Source organism: Pseudaquabacterium rugosum, assembly GCF_038066575.1.
Lineage (GTDB): Bacteria > Pseudomonadota > Gammaproteobacteria > Burkholderiales > Burkholderiaceae_C > Pseudaquabacterium > Pseudaquabacterium rugosum.
The window spans coordinates 1-15775 of record NZ_JBBUTF010000018.1; the positions used below are offsets into that span (position 1 = coordinate 1).

Consider the following 15775-nt stretch of genomic DNA (forward strand, 5'->3'; position numbering starts at 1 on the left):
GCACAAACGGCCCTCACACCGCTCCCGCTGCGCATCGGCTCCCGCCTCCTCGCGCCACTGCGGCAATCAGCAGCCATGCGCTCCCCACGGTCGATCGGCGGTTCGTTCACGGCTTGTCATCCCTCAGGCCCACCAGCAACGCCCGCCCATCGGCCTGCACCCTGAACTCCCCATAACGCGCCCGCGCCCACCGCGCGCCGTCGCCTTCGCGGAAATACCAGGCGTCGGTCACCAGGGTCCAGCGTCCGTCGCGGGGGGTCAGTTCCATCAGCAGCTGTCCCGCGCCGGGGGTCTCGCCCGGCCGCGCCAGGCGCAGCGGGCGGGCCACGCCGCGCTCGTCCACGGCCAGCAGGATGCGCGGCCGGTGGGCGTCCAGCGGCCGCGTGACCGGCAGGTCGGCGGGCAGGCGGAAGGCCAGGCGCATGTAGTCGCCTTGCAGCAGGGATCGGGGGTCCACCGGCACGATCTCCACCAGCACCGGCCTGCCCTGGCGGATCAGCATCTCGTTGCGCCAGATGCCGGCGTTGACGATGAGCAGCGCGGCCACGCCGCAGGTGCAGGCGCCCCACCACCGGCGGCCGGTGGGCGGGCCGATCCGCGGGCCGGTGCGCGCGTCGGCGGACGGCCGGATCCACCCCGCGCAGGCCGCCAGCCAGGCGCCGGCCGCACACAGCAGCAGGGCCTTCTGCGTCAGCGGCAGGGCCGCCGCATAGTAGAAACCGCCCACCCCCCACAGCGCCACGGCCACCGAGGCCGCGGCCAGGCGGAAGCGGTGCATCACGGCGCAGCCGGCCGCGGCCAGCAGCGCCGGGCCCAGCGCGGGCACGAAGGCGGACAAGGCCAGGGGCACCAGCGCCGCCAACGCCCAATGTGGGCGGCGCGTCGAGGGCCAGGCCCGGGCCAGCAGGACGAGGGCCGCCGCGGCGGTCAGCACAGACAGCACCTTTGCCGGCCCCAGGTCGACCCCGCGCGGCAGCCGGGCCAGTTCACGGCCGATGTCGGCCACCGCGCCCGCCCCGGTGGCACCGCCCACCAGAAAGCTCATGCCGGAGGCGGCGGCCAGGCCCGCCAGCGCGCCCAGCAGGGCCCCGGAGGCCAGCGCGTCGACGGCGGCGGCCCTGCGCGGCGGGCCGGCACGTCCGGCGGCCACGGTGTGGAGCGCGGCCAGCGACAGGATCAGCACCAGCGGCCAGGCCCAGTGCAGACGCGCCGCAGCCGGCCCGCCGCCGAGGATCTGGCCGACCGAACCCGTCAGCATCAGCGCGGCCAGGCCGGCCGCGGCGGCGCCCAGCGGCAGTCGCAGCCAGGCCCGTGGCAGCAGCGCGCCACAGCCCAGCACCAGGGCCAGCGTCGCGGCATGGCCACCCCGCTCGGGCAGATCCCGGTGGAAGGCCGCGGCCAGGCCGAGCAGGCCGCTCAGCAGCACCGGCACCGCCATCTGCTCGATGAACAGGGCGACGCCCTGCGCGCGCAGCACCACCGCGCCCAAGGCCAGCAGCGCGCCGCCGACCAGATGGAGAACGGGGCCGTGGTCCAGCAGCCCACCCAGCAGCAGGGCCAGAAGGCCCAGCATCGGCAGGGCCGCCAGCCAGGCGCCGAAGGCCATCAGCAGGATCACCGGCCAGGGCCGCGGGTCGGCATCGTCCGCACGCGCATCCGCCGGCAGCAGACCGTGCGCAACGACCGCCTGCACGGCGGCCTGCACCCGATCGGCCCTCATGCCGGCCGCTCCGTCGTGCGGGCCTGGCGCACCCGGCGCAGCAGGCTGGCCACCGACGCTGCCACCAGCACCGCCGCCGCCACGCCCAGCACCAGCAGCTTGCCGGCCGTGTCACCGCCCGACCCGCGGAAGAGCCACCGCGCCAGCCCGCAGACCAGCAGCGTGTCCAGGCCCGCCCACGCGACGCTGAGCCCGTGCAGATCGACGGTGGCCGGCCGCGCCAGGCCCCACGTGAGCGCCAGCAGCACCACCAGCCCCAGGCCGTAGTGCGCCTGCACCGGGCTGCCGAACAGTGCGCCCAGCGCCGTGACGGTGATGGCGACCACCGCCAGGGTGATCGCCGTGCGCAGCGCCCACGGGCCGGCGCCGGTCCAGCGCGCGGCCGCCGGCGACAGCAGCGCCGGCAGTGCCAGCGTCGCACCCCAGGCCTGCAGGAAGAGCGGCAGCGTGTCGGCATCGGTGCGCCAGCGATGGCCGGCGTGGGCCTGCGTCCACAGCGACACGGCCACCATCGCCACCAGCACCCAGGGCACCCAGACGAGGTCGCTGCGCGCAGCCAGGGCCAGCGGCAGCGTCAACAAGGCCCACAGCGCGAACAGCGGCCAGGGGTCCGCCCCGGTCTGGTAGATCTGGCCGAAGCAGGCCAGCAGCCCACCCGTGACCAGCCAGGCCAGCAGGCTGAACGCCGCCCGCGCGGCCGGCCGCATCGCGGCACCCGCCAGCGCCAGCAAGAGCAGGCCCTGCAGCAACCCGAACCGCGCGGCGCGGCCCAGCGTGTCCCAGTTGGCCGCCACCCAGAACACCAGGCCCAGGCCGACCAGCGTGGCCGCCGTGGCCCGCAGCACGAAGGGCCCGCGGTGCCGCACGGCAGCGGGCTCACCCTGCAGACCGGCCGCGGCCTGCAGTCGGGCATCGGCCGCCACGCCGTGTTCAGCCGCCAGGGCGAAGAGGGTCTGTCGCAGGTCCATGGGGGCATGCTAGCGCCCGAGGTGACGGGGACGTGGCGTGGGGCGGCCCGCGCCGCTTGACGGACACGGCGCGCTCCGCAGAACAGCTGAAATCAGGGGCGATCAGCAGCCACCCCACGCGCCATGCCAGACACCCGTAAGACCCCTGCAAGGTCGCGGACAGAACGGCCTCGCGGCGCGCGCCGCGACCCGGGCGGCGACCGGGCTCGGCCGCCAGCATCACGACACCCCGGCGGATCGGCCGACCGGGGACGCTGATGACACCGGAGACACCGCCGTGAAACACCCCCTGCTGCTCGCCGCCGCCCTGTGCGCCGGCACCTGGTCGCCGCAGGTCCAGGCCCAGGCCCAGACCGCCCCCCAGACCCCGCCGCCAGCCCCGTCGCCGTCCACGTCGACGATGCAGCTCCAGGTCTACGGCCAGGTCGACATCGGCCTGCGCCACACGCCCAACCTGAGCACGGGCGCCGGTGGCACCCACGCCGTCGACGATGCCTCGCGCAGCCGCATCGGTGTGCGCGGCAAGGGGGATCTGGGCGGCGGCGCGCAGGCCTTCTTCCGCCTCGAACACAGCCTGCGCCTGGACACCGGCACCCAGCGCGACACCCGCTTCTGGGACGACAAGGCCTGGGTCGGTGTCGAGCATGCCGAGCGGGGCAGCCTGCTGGCGGGGCGGCTGCGCGCGCCGCTCGACGAGATGACCTCGGGCGCCCGCTTCGAGGCTTTCGAGGGCCTGAGCCTGGGCGCGGCCAGCGGCCGGGCCGGCCGTGCGGACGATGCCTGGGACAACGCGGTCTATGCGACGAGCCGCGCCTGGCAGGGCTGGAAGCTGGGCCTCGGCGCGCGCGCCGGTGAACGCACGGCCGGCAGCGCCCAGGGCCTGCACCTGGAGCGCACGCAAGGCGCCTGGGATCTGGGCCTGGCCGTGCAGCGCGACGGCGAATCCACCACGTCGACCAAGCGATCCTGGGGCGGTGGCCTGGCCTGGCGCGGTGACCGGCTGCGGCTGATGGCGACCCACGTGGCCACGCGCGACATCGGCGCCACCGATGCCGGGCGCGCCCGCACCAGCACGCTGGGGCTGCGCTGGCCGGCCGGGCCGGGCGAGGTGCGGGCCGCGCTGCGCCGGGTCGTCAACCACGAGATCAACGGCGCGGGCAACCGGGCCGGCGATGTCGACACCACGCACCTGGCCCTCGGCTACCAGCTGCCGCTGGCCCGCTGGGCGAGCCTGAACGGCAGCCTGGTGCACCAGCGCCGCACGACCCACGAGGCCGGCGGCGCGACGGCCACGCGGCGCTCGGGCCCGGGCGTCGAGCTGGCGCTGCGGCTGAGCTTCTGACGGTGGCGGTGGCGGGGGGCGGCCCCCAGGTCGTCCCACGGCGCACCCCTCAGGTCACCGCCCAGGCCGGCCGGTTCAGCCGGCCGCGGGCGGGCATCAAGCGCTGCCGGTCAAGGACGGGGACTGGGACTGGGGCTGCGGCTGTGCCTCGACCAGATAGCCGCAACCGCGCACGGTGCGCAGGCGCACGCCACCGCCCTGCAGCTTGCGGCGCAGGCGGCAGGTCAGCACGTCCAGCGCGCCCGGCGCGGGCGCGTCGCCGAAGACCGCCCGCACCAGCCGGTCACGGGGCACGACGAAGCCCGGGCGCACCAGCAGCGCGCGCAGGAAGCCCCGCTCGCGCGGCGAGAGCACCAGCAGTTCGCCGTCGAGATAGAACATGCCCGACAGCGCGTCCATCGACAGCGGCCCGCAGCGTGGCCCCTCGACGAGCGGGCCGCCGCTCAGGCGCCGGTGCAGCGCGCCCAGCCGGGCCACGACCTCGTCGATGTCGAAGGGCTTGCCGACGATGTCGTCGGCGCCGGCCTCCAGCCAGGTGCGGCGTGCGGCCGGGCTGGCCGCGGCCATCACCATCACCGGCACGGCCGCCCCGCCCTCACGGGCGCGCCGCAGCACGGTCAGGCCGTCCAGCACCCTCAGATCGGCGTCCAGCAGGCAGACATCGGTGGCCCCCAGCTGCAACGCATCCAGCACCCGGCGGCCGTCGCCGGCCGATTCGGCCCAGAAGCCCCGCCGCTCCAGCACCCGCTGCAGCGCGGCCGCGAACGCGTCATCGGCGGCGGCCAGCAGCACACGCATCATCGTTCCATCCCCTTAAGATCCATGCCTTTCGACGAAGCGCTCCTGACGATGGACATCGACGAGGAGGTGACCCTGCGCAAGATGCGGGTCTTTCTGTCCTTCATGCGGCTGGGCTCGCTGTCGGCGGTCGCCGACGAGCTGTCGCTGAGCACCGTCAGCGTCCACCGCGCGCTGCACAGCCTGGAAGAGGGGCTGCGCTGTCCGCTGTTCCGCAAGTCCGGCCGCGCGCTGCTGCCGCTGCCCACCGCGCACGCCTTCGCCGAGTACGCCCAGCGCTCGCTCGCGGCCTGCGAGGAAGGCATCCGCCGCACGCGCCAGGTCGCCGGCTTCGAGGACACACGCATGACGATCGGCAGCGGCTACTCGCTGACGGTGCGCACCATCCCGCAGCTGATCTTCGGCCTGAAGGCGCGCCGGCCGCAGCTCGACGTCAACCTCAAGCTGGGCTCGACGCGCGAGCTGCTGCAGATGCTGCGCGAGGAGGCCATCGACGCGGCCGTGGCCGTCATGAGCGACCAGGAGGCGATCGACGACGATGTGCTGACCGTCGAGCTCTACCGCGATCCGGTGATGTTCGCGGCGCCGCTGGATTCGCCGTACGCGGCCCTGGACACGATGGACCTGCGCCTGGCACGGGAGCAGCCTTTCGTCGCCCTCAACCAGGACTTCATCACCATGCAGGCGATGCAGCCGCTGTTCGACAAGGCCGGCTTCCAGCCCCGCATCGCGCTGCGGGCCGGCAACCTGTTCTCGCTGGCCAATCTGGTGGCCGAGGGCGTGGGCTGCGGCCTGCTGCCCAGCCGCGTGGCGCTGTTCAACACCCGGCTGCGCTTGATCCCGCTGACGGCGGAGTTCGCGCACTGGCAGTCGATCCGGCTGGTGGTGCCACGCATGCATGAGCGCAAGCCCAACGTGCTGGCGCTGATCGCCGAATGCCGCAGCCTGCCCGAGGCCAACGGCTGACGGCAGGCGGCTGACGGCGGGCCGCTCAAGCCATGCCCGACAGCGCCTGCTCGCGACGCATGAAGGCCTCCAGGCGCACCAGCGCGTCGTAGTCCGGGCGGGACATCAGGTGCGCGTCCAGGCCCCGCAGCGAGCCGCTGCGGCGGACCTCGCCCAGCACGTGGCCGACCGCCCGCGCCGCCGCGAACAGCGCCAGCGACGGCAGCGTCACCGCCGCCACGCCGAGGGCCTGCAGCGGCGCCAGATCGAGCCCCGGGCCGTGGGCCGCCTGCGACAGCGTGGCGAAATGCGGGCCCGGCACCTCGGCGATGGCGCGCGTGATCTGCGCGGCCTGGTCCAGCCCCTGGGGCTTGGCCATGTCCACCCCGATCGCCATGTAGCGCCGGCAGCGGGCGATGGCCGCGTCCTCGCCCTCCACGGCGGCCGCATCGGTGCGGGCGCAGATGAAGAAGGCCGGGTCCTCGCGCGCATCGAGCGCGGCCCGCAGCCGGGCCACCATCTCGTCGGTGCTGACCACGGTCTTGCCGGCCATGTAGCCGCAACGGTTGGGGAAGGTCTGGTCGCTGATGAACAGGCCCGCGGCGCCGGCGCCCTCCAGCGCGCGCACCGTCTCGCGCACGTTGTGCACGCCGCCGAAGCCGGTGTCGGCATCGACATAGACCGGCAGCTCGGTGGCCTGGCAGATGCGCTGACAGTGGCTGGCGATGTCGCGCAGGTTGGACTGCCCCAGATCCGGCTGGGCCAGCATGCTGCCGATGGCGGCATAACCGCCGACCGTGACGGCCTGGAAGCCCTCGGCCTCGGCGATGCGGGCGCTCAGCCCGTCGTAGACGCCGGCCAGCACCAGCAGGTCGGGCGCGGCGATCAGGCGGCGCAGGCGCTCGCGGCGCGCGGTTCGGGCCAGGGGGGTCATGCGGTCTCCAGGGCGGTGGGGGCGCGGCGGCGCAGGCGCAGCGCCAGCGGCGCGAGCACCAGCACGGCGGCGATGGCCAGCAGGCCGGCGGCGATCGGATGGGTCAGGAACACCGACGGGTCGCCCTGGCTGATGGCCAGCGCACGGCGGAACTGCTGCTCCAGCAGCGGGCCGATGATCAGCCCGACGACGGCCGGGGCCACCGGCATGCCGACCACCCGCATCGCGAAGCCGACCAGGCCGATCACCCACAGGATCACCAGATCGACGACGTTGTTGTTCAGCGTGTAGGCGCCCAGCGTGGCGAACACCAGGATGCCGGCATACAGCCAGGGCTTGGGAATCGCCAGCAGGCGCACCCAGACGCCGACCAGCGGCAGGTTGAGCACCAGCAGGAAGACGTTGCCGATGTAGAGGCTGGCGATCAGGCCCCAGACCAGGTCCGCGTTGTGGGTGAACAGCCCCGGGCCGGGCTGCACGCCGAACTGCTGGAAGGCCGTCAGCAGGATGGCCGCCGTGGCCGAGGTCGGCAGGCCGAAGGACAGCAGCGGCGCCAGCACGCCGGCCGCCGACGCGTTGTTGGCCGCCTCGGGCCCGGCCACGCCCTCGATGGCGCCGCGGCCGAATTCCTCCGGATGGCGTGAGAGCTTCTTCTCGGTCAGGTAGGACAGGAAGGTGGGGATCTCGCTGCCGCCGGCCGGCAGCGCACCGATCGGAAAGCCGATGCAGGTGCCGCGCAGCCAGGGCTTCCAGGACCGGCGCCAGTCCTCGCGGCTCAGCCACAGCGAGCCGGAGACCGCCGACAGGCTCTCGCCATCATGCACATGGCGGGAAGCGACGTACAGCGTCTCGCCGACCGCCAGCAGGCCGACGGCGACGATCACCACGTCGATGCCGTCCAGCAGCTCGGGCACACCGAGGGCGAAGCGCGCCTGGCCCGACTGCAGGTCGATGCCCACCAGGCCGAGCGCCAGACCGAACAGCAGGCTGGCCAGACCGCGCGACAGCGAATCGCCCAGCACCGCCGTCACGGTGGTCAGCGCCACCACCATCAGCGCGAAGTACTCGGGCGGTCCGAAGAGCAGCGCCAGACGCGCCAGTTGAGGAGCGACGAAGGTCAGCAGCGCCGTGGCGATGGTGCCGGCCACGAAGGAGCCGATGGCCGCCGTGGCCAGCGCCTGGGCGGCGCGGCCCTGACGGGCCATCGCGTGGCCGTCGAGCGTGGTGGCGATCGAGCTGGCCTCGCCGGGCGCGTTCAGCAGGATGGAGGTGGTCGAGCCACCGTACATCGCGCCGTAGTAGACGCCGGCGAACATGATGAAGGCCGAGGTCGGATCGACCACGTTGCCGGTCACCGGCAGCAGCAGCGCCAGCGCGAGGGCCGGCCCGATGCCGGGCAGCACGCCCACGGCCGTGCCCAACGTCACGCCGAGGGCCGACCACAGCAGGTTGACGGGGCTGAGTGCCACCGAGAACCCGTGCAGCAGGGAATTGAAGGTCTCCATGGATGGTCCTGTGGCGGCGTCGACGCGCCGCTTGTGGAAGGCGGGATCCGGCGGGCGGCTCAGTGGCCGACCGCGCCCTCGATGAGGCGGCCCAGCGGCAGCTCCAGGCCGAGCCCGACGTTGAACAGCGCCAGCGTGCCGGCCCCGAGCGCCAGCCCGATCAGCGCGTCACGCCGCCAGCGGCGGCTGCCGAAGGCCCGCGCCACACCGGTGAACACCAGCGCCGCACACGGCAGCCAGCCCAGCCAGTCGAGCAGCAGGATCTGCGCCGCCAGCGCGGCCGCGATCCAGCCGACGGCCCGCCAGTCGTGCGGCCGCTCATCGTCGGCGGCAGGGGGTCCGCCGCGCCAGGCCCGGGCACCGATCAGCAGGCCGATCGCGCACAGGCCACCGGCGATCAGGCCGGGGAACACCCGCGGGCCGACTGCCGCATAGGCCGGACCGGCGGGGATGGTGGTCAGGGTCTCGATGCCGATGAACAGGCCGAGTGTGCCCAGCACGCCGCCGACGGCCAGATCACCGAGGCGCGCGGCGGCCCTGGCGGTCCTGGCGCTCATGGCCCGGCCTCGGTCGGCGCGGCACGCAGCGCGTCGGTCTTGCCGCGGGCCGCGGCACGCAGAAAGCCCAGATCGCTGTCGGTGGTCAGGAAGCGCCCGCCGGCCTGCAGGAAGCGGCGCTGCCGCGCGACATCGCGGTCACCGCCCATGCCGGCGAACTTGCCGTGCCGCTGGCAGGCCGCCAGCAGCCGCTCGACGATGGCGGCCAGATCGGGCGAGGCGAAATCGCCCGGCTGGCCCATCTCCATCAGCAGGTCGTTGCAGCCGAGGTGGATGACGTCGACACCCTCGACGGCGGCGATGCGCTCCAGCGCCTCGACCCCCTGCACCGACTCGATCATGCAGACCACCAGGGTCTCCCGGTTCAGCACCTCGGCGGCGGTGGCGATGTGCAGCGGCTCGTAGCCCAGCGTCACGTAGCCGGTGGTCACCGAGCGCGTGCCCAGCGGTGGAAAGCGGCAGGTGCGCACGAAGGCCTGGGCCTGCGCCTCGGTTCGCGTGTCAGGCAGGATCATGCCCATCACGCCGGCGTCCAGCAGGCGCACGGTGTCGGGATGGTCCGGCCCGCCGACGCGCACCACCGGCGTCACGCCGAAGCCGTAGGCGCACAGCGAGATCTCGACCACGGTGGCGATGTCGATGCCCGAGTGCTGCAGGTCCAGCATGAGCCAGTCGTGGCCGGTGGCCGCGGCCAGCGCCGCCACCTCGCCGCTGCGGCCCAGGCGCACCTGCATGCCGAGGGCCGGCGCGTCGGCGCGCATGCGCTGCAGCGCCGCGTTCTCGATCATGCGCGGGGCGCGGTTCAGGCTGGCGCCGCTCATTTGGCCAGCCCCAGATGGGTCAGCGTGCGCTGCATCTGCGTCTGCTGCTCGGCGATGAACTTCTGGAACTCCGCACGCGACAGGTGGTAGTCCAGCCAGCCGCGCTCCTCGCGGATGCGCTTCCAGCCCTCGCTGCGGGCCAGCTGATCGATCGCGGCCGACAGGCGCTTGAGGTCCGCCTCCGCCAGGCCGGGGGCGGCGAAGACGCCGCGCCAGTTGGCCAGCTCGACGGGCACGCCCTGCTCGCGGAAGGTCGGCACGTCGATGCCGGGCAGGCGCCTGGGCGCGGCCACGCCGATGGCGCGCAGCTTGCCGTCCTTGATCTGCGCCTCGTACTCGTTCCAGCCACCGACGCCGACGCTCACGTGTCCGCCGAGGATGGACGTCATGGCCTCGCCGCCGCCGGCATGCGGCACGTAGTTGACCTTGGCCGGATCGACGCCGACGGCCTCGCCCACGAGTGCGGCCAGCACGTGGTCGGTGCTGCCGGCCGAGCCACCGGCCCAGGACACGGCCCGCGGATCGGCCTTCAGCCGGCTGACCAGATCGCCGAGGGTGCGGATCGGCGAGGCGGCCGGCACCACCAGGATCTCGTACTCGCCGGTCAGGCGGGCGATCGGCGTGACGTGGGCCAGCGAGAACGCCGACTTGTTGGTGATGGCCGCGCTCACCAGCGTGAAGCCACCGATCAGGACGGCGCCGGGCTTGCCCTTGCGCGTGGTGACGAACTGGGCCAGGCCGATGGTGCCGCCGGCCCCGGGCACGTTGGTGACCTGGGCGTTGGTGGACAGGCCCTCGGTGCGCATCGCCTGCTGCAGCGCCCGGCCGGTCTGGTCCCAGCCACCGCCGGCCCCCGAGGGCACGAGGATGTCGATCCGGCCCAGATCGGCCTGGGCCCAGGAGGGGGCGAGCGCGGCCAGGGTGGCCAGCGCCAGGGTGCGGAAGAGTCGTCTCACGGTGTCTCCAGTCAGCATCGGATCTGTTGTGGACCGCCGCCCCGGCGTCTTGAAGCCGGGGTCGACAGTGCAACGGATGCTAGGGAGACGGGACGACGCCTTCAATCAACCTGGGCGTGCCGTCATTAGCCCTGGGCTAATGATGGAAGGCGCCGCCGGGACGCCCGCCCGGCGCCCCCGCGACCTCACCGCGCCTTCTTCGGCGCCGGCACCAGGCCCAGGGTCGGCGTCTCGTTGAAGAAGTTCCAGGGCTTGAGCAACACGTTCACCCACTCGGTGGGCATGATCGGCCACTCCTCGGCACGCGCCACATGGGTGGTGCCGGTGGTCAGCCAGACCACGTTGTCGGTGTTGACGATGTTCTGGTCATCGGCGCTGAACAGGCCCAGGCCGGTGTCCTTGTTCGAACGGTTGGGGTACTTGCCTTCGGGGAAGCGTTCGTCCGCGTCGTAGCGCGTGACCCAGATCTGCTTGTCCATGAAGTGCAGGCGGTTGTAGATCCACTCGTCCTGGCCGAAGTGGGCGCCCTTGGCCACCGGGTGCGTGCCGCCGGCATACGGGATCAGCTGGTACGAGACCGGATAGCCGACCTTGTTGGTCTTGCCCGGGTTGCTGATCAGTCGGATGTGGGCCGGATCGAACTTCTGCGCCGCCTGCTTCTCGGTGGCCACCGTGCGCTCGACCGTCTGCATGGTGCTGGTGCGTGGGCCGCCAGCGGTGTTGGGCGCCACCACGTTGTCGATCTCGGTCAGCGCGTTGGCCTCGCCGTCCACATCCAGATCGAGGCGGAAGTTGTAGATGTGCTGGTGCGTGGTGCCGACGATGTTGTGGTCGATCAGCGTGCCGTACTTCGTGTCGTCCTTGGCCGTGGCGTCCTTCATCGTGCGGGACTTGACGCCCTTGACCGCCTCGATGCCGGTGGCCCCGGCGTTGATGCCGATGGTGCCGTTCTCGGCGAACACCCAGTCGAAGATGTAGTCGTAGTTGCCGACCGTGCTGATCCAGCGCACCACCAGCTCACGCCGCTCGGTGCTGACGTTGGGCTTGCCCATCTCCTGGTGCTTGTACTCGGGGCCGGCATAACGCTCGAACACGGCGATCGCCTTCGGGATCGTCATCGGCGCACCGGTGAAGTCGGCGATGGTGGCGTCCAGCAGCACCGCGTTCATCGGGGCGTCCTTGCCGGCCTCGATCGGCGAGGTCAGCGTGCCCATGCCGTACTCGCCCGAGTCCAGATAGGCCTTGAAGTACCAGCCCACGTCAGGGTCACCGTAGGGCACGATCATGCCGCCCAGCGTGCCCTCGTACATCACCTTGCGCTGGGTGCCGTGGTCGTTGTAGGTGACGGTCGACAGCGTCAGTCCGGTGCGCGAGTTCAGGCCGATGTGGAAGTCCCAGTTGCGCCAGCGCAGCGTGTTGCCGGTGATCGTGTAGTTCTTGCCCTCGGGCTCGGTGATCAGCAGCGGCTTGCGCGGCTGGGCGCGCGCGCCGGCACTGCCGTCATAGGGCGTGGCCTTCATCGGCACCGGGATCACGCCCGCGTCCTCGATCTTGACGACCTGCTTCTTCTGCAGGTCCACCACCGCGACCAGGTTCTCGATCGGGTGCGCCCAGTAGTTGTTGTCGCCCACGTCCAGGTAGCTGACGACCTTGAGCAGGCGGTCCTGCTGCTTCAGGCCGTCCTTGCCGTCGAAGTAGCCGACCGTCAGCGGCGTGGCCACCACCTTCTTCACGTCGTTGATGCCGCGCTGGGCGAGCGCCTTCGCGTAGTCGGCGCTGGCCTCGATGGCGGCCTGCACGGTGGCGAAGTCATCGACCAGCACCATGCCGTGCGCGCCGTCCACCGGCTGCCAGTGCAACAGCTTCTGGCTGGCCAGATCGACCGTGCCCTCGATCAGCTGCCGGCCGTCGAGGATCACGATGTTGGCCTGGCGCGGCGCCTGCACCGGCTTGCCTTCGAGCGCATGGGCCCAGACCTGGTCCTTGGGCGGCGCCTTCAGCGCGATCTCGGTGAAGCGGTGGCCGGGCTGCAGACGGCCCGAGGCCTTGAGCACGTCCAGCGTGGTCTTGATCTCCGCGGCCGTCAGCGGGTTCAGCGGGTGGGGCTTGCGCTCGATGGCGAAGGTCTTGTCCAGTCCGGACTGGAAGACCTGACGGAAGAAATCATGGGCCACGTAGGCCTGGCCCTTGCGCATGACCACCGGCACGTCCAGACGCAGCGGCGAGCCGTTGACCTGGGCGGTGTCGGCACCGGGCTTGACACGCACCTGCGTGCTGTTGCGCGTCAGGGTGAACAGCTGGGCATAACCATCCCAGTGCACGGTGGCGTTGAAGTCCTGGGCGGCCTTCTTCAGCGGCACCATCCGGGCGGCGCTGCCGTGGGCCTGTGCCTCGGACATCGATGCCGGTGACAGCGCGGCGATCGCCAGCGTGAGGGCACTCAAGGCCAGCGGGAGGGGACGGTGGATCATGGGGAAGGCTCTTGCGGCGGGTTCGGATGACCGTCACCTTAGGCCGCAGACCCCACCGGCCGTTATCCGGATCTTGCAATATCACGCGGCCGTGACGGTGCCTGGTCCGTGCCCCGGTCTGCGGACTCGGCCGACTGGCGGGTGACCCCCAGCCTCAATCCCAGCAGGCCGAGGATGCGGTCGAGCGTCTGCACCGTGCCGGCGCTGCGCCCCTGTTCGATGTCCTGCAGTGCCCGGCTGGACACGCCGGACAGACGGGACAGCTCGGCCGTCGTCAGCCGCAGCGTGGTCCGCAGATGGCGCACGACCCGGCCCAACGGCCATTCGGGATGGGCCAGCACCTCGTCGATGGCCTGCTGGCGCAGGGCCAGCTGCTCGGGCACGCTCAGCGGGGTATAGCGTTTGTCCATGGGGGCGTGTCGTCGTGTGTGGCGGCTCAGCGCAGGCCGTCGAGCTCATCGGCGCGGCCGACCAGATGGGGCTGCAGGAAACGTGCGACCTCAGGCTCCAGGCCCAGCGCCCCGGCCTCGTGTGCGACCGCGCGCAAGGATGGAGCTGGACCGTGCAGGAGGGCTGCATTTCAGCAGAAATCTATCCAGTTCACCGTCGAATGACGAAATGGAATGGCAGTTTTTTGCTGTATTGCAGGCACTCTGCATGACCCCGTCCACACTCACGGCTCGGTCAGCTGGTGGCCCCAGGCCTCGACCAGCGCCTGCACGCCATCGGCCACCACCGTGCAGGCGGCCGAGCGCTTGCCCTGGCGGGCGAAGGCCAGCGTCACGTGGCGGGTCAGGTCGGGTCGCACCAGACGGGTGGCCCGCAGCGTGCCGGCACGGGCCTCGGCGGCGAAGGCATAGGGGCCGAGCACGGTGTAGAGGCCGGGCGTGGCCGCCACCAGGGCCTTCTGCACCGTCAGTGAATCGGCCTCGGCCGCAGCCTGCAGGCGGAAGCCCAGGCCGAGCGCCGTCTCGTCGAGCGCCGCGCGCCAGTGGCTGGGCTGGCGCGGCAGCACCAGGCGCAGGCCCTGCAGGCGGGCGAAGGGCAGGGTCTCGGCCTGGGTCAGCGGATCGCCGGGTGCCGACACCAGATGGCTGTGGGCCACGCACAGCGGCCGCTCATCCGTGCCGCTGGGCCGGCTGTGGCGGAACAGGATGGCCAGATCCACCGCGCCGCTGTCCAGCAGCGCGTCCAGCTCGGCGCCCTGGGCCTCGGTGATGTTCAGGCGCACGCCGGGGTGATCGCGCTGCAGCCGCTCGAACAGACGCGTGACCAGAGGGTGCGCGGCCGACGGGATGAGGCCCAGCCGCACCTCGCCCATCACCTGGGCCGATTCGGCGCGCAGGTCCTGCGCCAGCTGCTCGGTGGCCTGCAGCCAGGGGCCCAGGCGGGCGACCGCGCGCTGGCCCAGCTCGGTCAGCGCCACGCCGCGGCCGGTGCGGCGGAACAGCCGGCCGCCGCACTGCGCTTCGAACTCGGTGATCTGGCGGCTGATGTGGGACTGGGCGGTCTGCCGGCGCGCGGCCACCTTGCTCAGGCTACCGGCCTCGGCCACGTCGAGGAAGAGCTGGACGGCGGGGAGGTGCATGGGGGGCGGACGCGGGTGAGGATGAAGCGCCTCCAGACTTGCCGAATCCGGCAAGTCTGAAAGCCCGGAAGTCGATCTAGGCGCAAGGGTAGCGGCTTTCTACAGTCCACCCATCCCCTCCCGCCCCACCTCTTCAAGGAGACATCGATGAGCAGCAAGCCCGGCTTCGACATGCGCGGCCTGAACCCCGCCCCGGTCACCCCGTTCAACCGCGACGGCAGCGTCGACTACCCCGCCATCGCCCGCCTCGGCCGCTGGCTGGCCAGCGTGCCCGGCGTCAAGAGCCTGACCGTGCTGGGCCATGCCGGCGAAGGCACCTTCCTGGAGCGCGACGAGCAGATGCGCGTGATCGAGGCCTTCCGCGAGGCGGTGGGCGATGCCATCCCCATCATCGCCGGCATCACGCTGGAAGGCACGCAAGTGGCCGCGGAGGAAGCCAGGCGCGCGGTCCAGGCCGGCGCCAAGGCCGGCCTGGTCTACCCCTCACATGGCTGGTTGCGCTTCGGCTACCAGAAGGGCGCACCGCAGGACAAGTACAAGGCGATCTGGGAGGCCAGCGGCCTGCCGCTGATCCTGTTCCAGTACCCGGACGCCACCAAGTGCACCTATGACCTGGACACGCAGCTGGAGATCGCCGCCCAGCCCGGCGTCTTCGCGATGAAGAACGGCGTGCGCAACATGAAGCGCTGGGACCGCGAGATCCCGGTCATCCGCGCCGAGCGCCCGGACCTGCAGATCCTGACCTGCCATGACGAGTACCTGCTGCACACGATGTTCGACGTCGACGGCGCGCTGGTGGGCTACGGCTGCATCGCGCCCGAGCTGCTGGTGCAGATGATCGAGGCCGGCAAGGCCAGGGATTATGCGAAGGCCCGCGCCCTGCACGACCGCCTGCTGCCGGTGACGGCCAACGTCTACCACCGCGGCTCGCACATGGAGGGCACGGTGGCGCTGAAGTGGGCGCTGGTGGCCCGCGGCATCCTGGAGCACGCCACCGTGCGCAGCCCGCTGCGGCCACTGGCCCCGGGCGCCGAGCACGAGATCGCCGCCGCGATGGAAAGCGCCGGCCTGGGCCGCGTGCAGGCGGGCTGAGCGCGGCCCCACGACGACACGAGAAGAACCGGCGATGATCCGTCCATCGGCATCGCCCCAGGAGACAAGGCTGACGCC

General features: G+C 72.3%; 14 protein-coding genes. 3 read left to right on the forward strand and 11 right to left on the reverse strand.

The genetic code is table 11. The features are described 5' to 3' along the window. Positions 1–106: 106 nt before the first annotated feature. Positions 107–1720: a GDYXXLXY domain-containing protein gene (locus tag AACH11_RS18415; RefSeq protein WP_341375723.1), complete on the reverse strand. Its 1614-nt coding sequence runs from the start codon at positions 1718–1720 to the stop codon at positions 107–109. After that, the gene (locus AACH11_RS18420; protein ID WP_341375724.1) at positions 1717–2688 is read right to left on the reverse strand and encodes a DUF2157 domain-containing protein; all 972 of its coding nucleotides are present in this window, start codon (positions 2686–2688) and stop codon (positions 1717–1719) included. Before AACH11_RS18420 ends, AACH11_RS18415 begins: the two co-directional genes overlap by 4 nt. A 277-nt stretch (positions 2689–2965) precedes the next feature. On the opposite strand from AACH11_RS18420, the gene AACH11_RS18425 reads away from it, so the two are divergent. Continuing rightward, a complete protein-coding gene (locus tag AACH11_RS18425) occupies positions 2966–4030 on the forward strand; it encodes a porin (protein WP_341375725.1) in 1065 nt (354 codons plus the stop codon). Positions 4031–4126: 96 nt separating this feature from the next. Here the strand turns inward: AACH11_RS18425 and AACH11_RS18430 are convergent, their stop codons facing one another. After that, a complete protein-coding gene (locus tag AACH11_RS18430) occupies positions 4127–4831 on the reverse strand; it encodes a response regulator transcription factor (protein WP_341375726.1) in 705 nt (234 codons plus the stop codon). 21 nt (positions 4832–4852) lie between these two features. Here AACH11_RS18430 and AACH11_RS18435 point away from each other — a divergent pair, with 21 nt between their 5' ends. Next, positions 4853–5794: a LysR family transcriptional regulator gene (locus AACH11_RS18435; RefSeq protein ID WP_341375727.1), complete on the forward strand. Its 942-nt coding sequence runs from the start codon at positions 4853–4855 to the stop codon at positions 5792–5794. Positions 5795–5819: 25 nt separating this feature from the next. On the opposite strand, the gene AACH11_RS18440 is transcribed toward AACH11_RS18435, so the two are convergent. The 8 genes from AACH11_RS18440 to AACH11_RS18475 all read right to left on the reverse strand — a co-directional run bounded on the left by AACH11_RS18440 (position 5820) and on the right by AACH11_RS18475 (position 14605). Then, positions 5820–6707 carry an isocitrate lyase/PEP mutase family protein gene (locus AACH11_RS18440; RefSeq protein ID WP_341375728.1) on the reverse strand — a complete coding sequence of 296 codons (888 nt, stop codon included), beginning with the start codon at positions 6705–6707 and terminating at the stop codon, positions 5820–5822. Beyond that, positions 6704–8212, reverse strand: a complete 1509-nt coding sequence (locus AACH11_RS18445; protein WP_341375729.1) for a tripartite tricarboxylate transporter permease — start codon at positions 8210–8212, stop codon at positions 6704–6706. The genes AACH11_RS18440 and AACH11_RS18445 overlap by 4 nt, the downstream gene beginning before the upstream one ends. Positions 8213–8271: 59 nt before the next feature. Then, positions 8272–8769, reverse strand: coding sequence for a tripartite tricarboxylate transporter TctB family protein (locus tag AACH11_RS18450; RefSeq protein ID WP_341375730.1), 498 nt, complete (start codon positions 8767–8769; stop codon positions 8272–8274). Continuing rightward, a complete protein-coding gene (locus tag AACH11_RS18455; protein ID WP_341375731.1) occupies positions 8766–9590 on the reverse strand; it encodes an HpcH/HpaI aldolase family protein in 825 nt (274 codons plus the stop codon). The genes AACH11_RS18450 and AACH11_RS18455 overlap by 4 nt, the downstream gene beginning before the upstream one ends. Continuing rightward, positions 9587–10546: a Bug family tripartite tricarboxylate transporter substrate binding protein gene (locus AACH11_RS18460; RefSeq protein WP_341375732.1), complete on the reverse strand. Its 960-nt coding sequence runs from the start codon at positions 10544–10546 to the stop codon at positions 9587–9589. Before AACH11_RS18460 ends, AACH11_RS18455 begins: the two co-directional genes overlap by 4 nt. Positions 10547–10731: 185 nt before the next feature. Then, complete coding sequence (gene tynA, locus AACH11_RS18465; RefSeq protein ID WP_341375733.1) at positions 10732–13017, reverse strand: primary-amine oxidase; 2286 nt, start codon at positions 13015–13017, stop codon at positions 10732–10734. 62 nt (positions 13018–13079) lie between these two features. Beyond that, complete coding sequence (locus AACH11_RS18470) at positions 13080–13427, reverse strand: helix-turn-helix domain-containing protein (protein WP_341375734.1); 348 nt, start codon at positions 13425–13427, stop codon at positions 13080–13082. A gap of 263 nt (positions 13428–13690) precedes the next feature. Beyond that, on the reverse strand, positions 13691–14605 hold the full coding sequence (locus AACH11_RS18475) for a LysR family transcriptional regulator (RefSeq protein ID WP_341375735.1): 915 nt from the start codon (positions 14603–14605) through the stop codon (positions 13691–13693). A 147-nt stretch (positions 14606–14752) separates the two neighbouring features. Here AACH11_RS18475 and AACH11_RS18480 point away from each other — a divergent pair, with 147 nt between their 5' ends. Continuing rightward, complete coding sequence (locus AACH11_RS18480; protein WP_341375736.1) at positions 14753–15697, forward strand: dihydrodipicolinate synthase family protein; 945 nt, start codon at positions 14753–14755, stop codon at positions 15695–15697. The last annotated feature ends 78 nt before the right edge of the window (positions 15698–15775 follow it).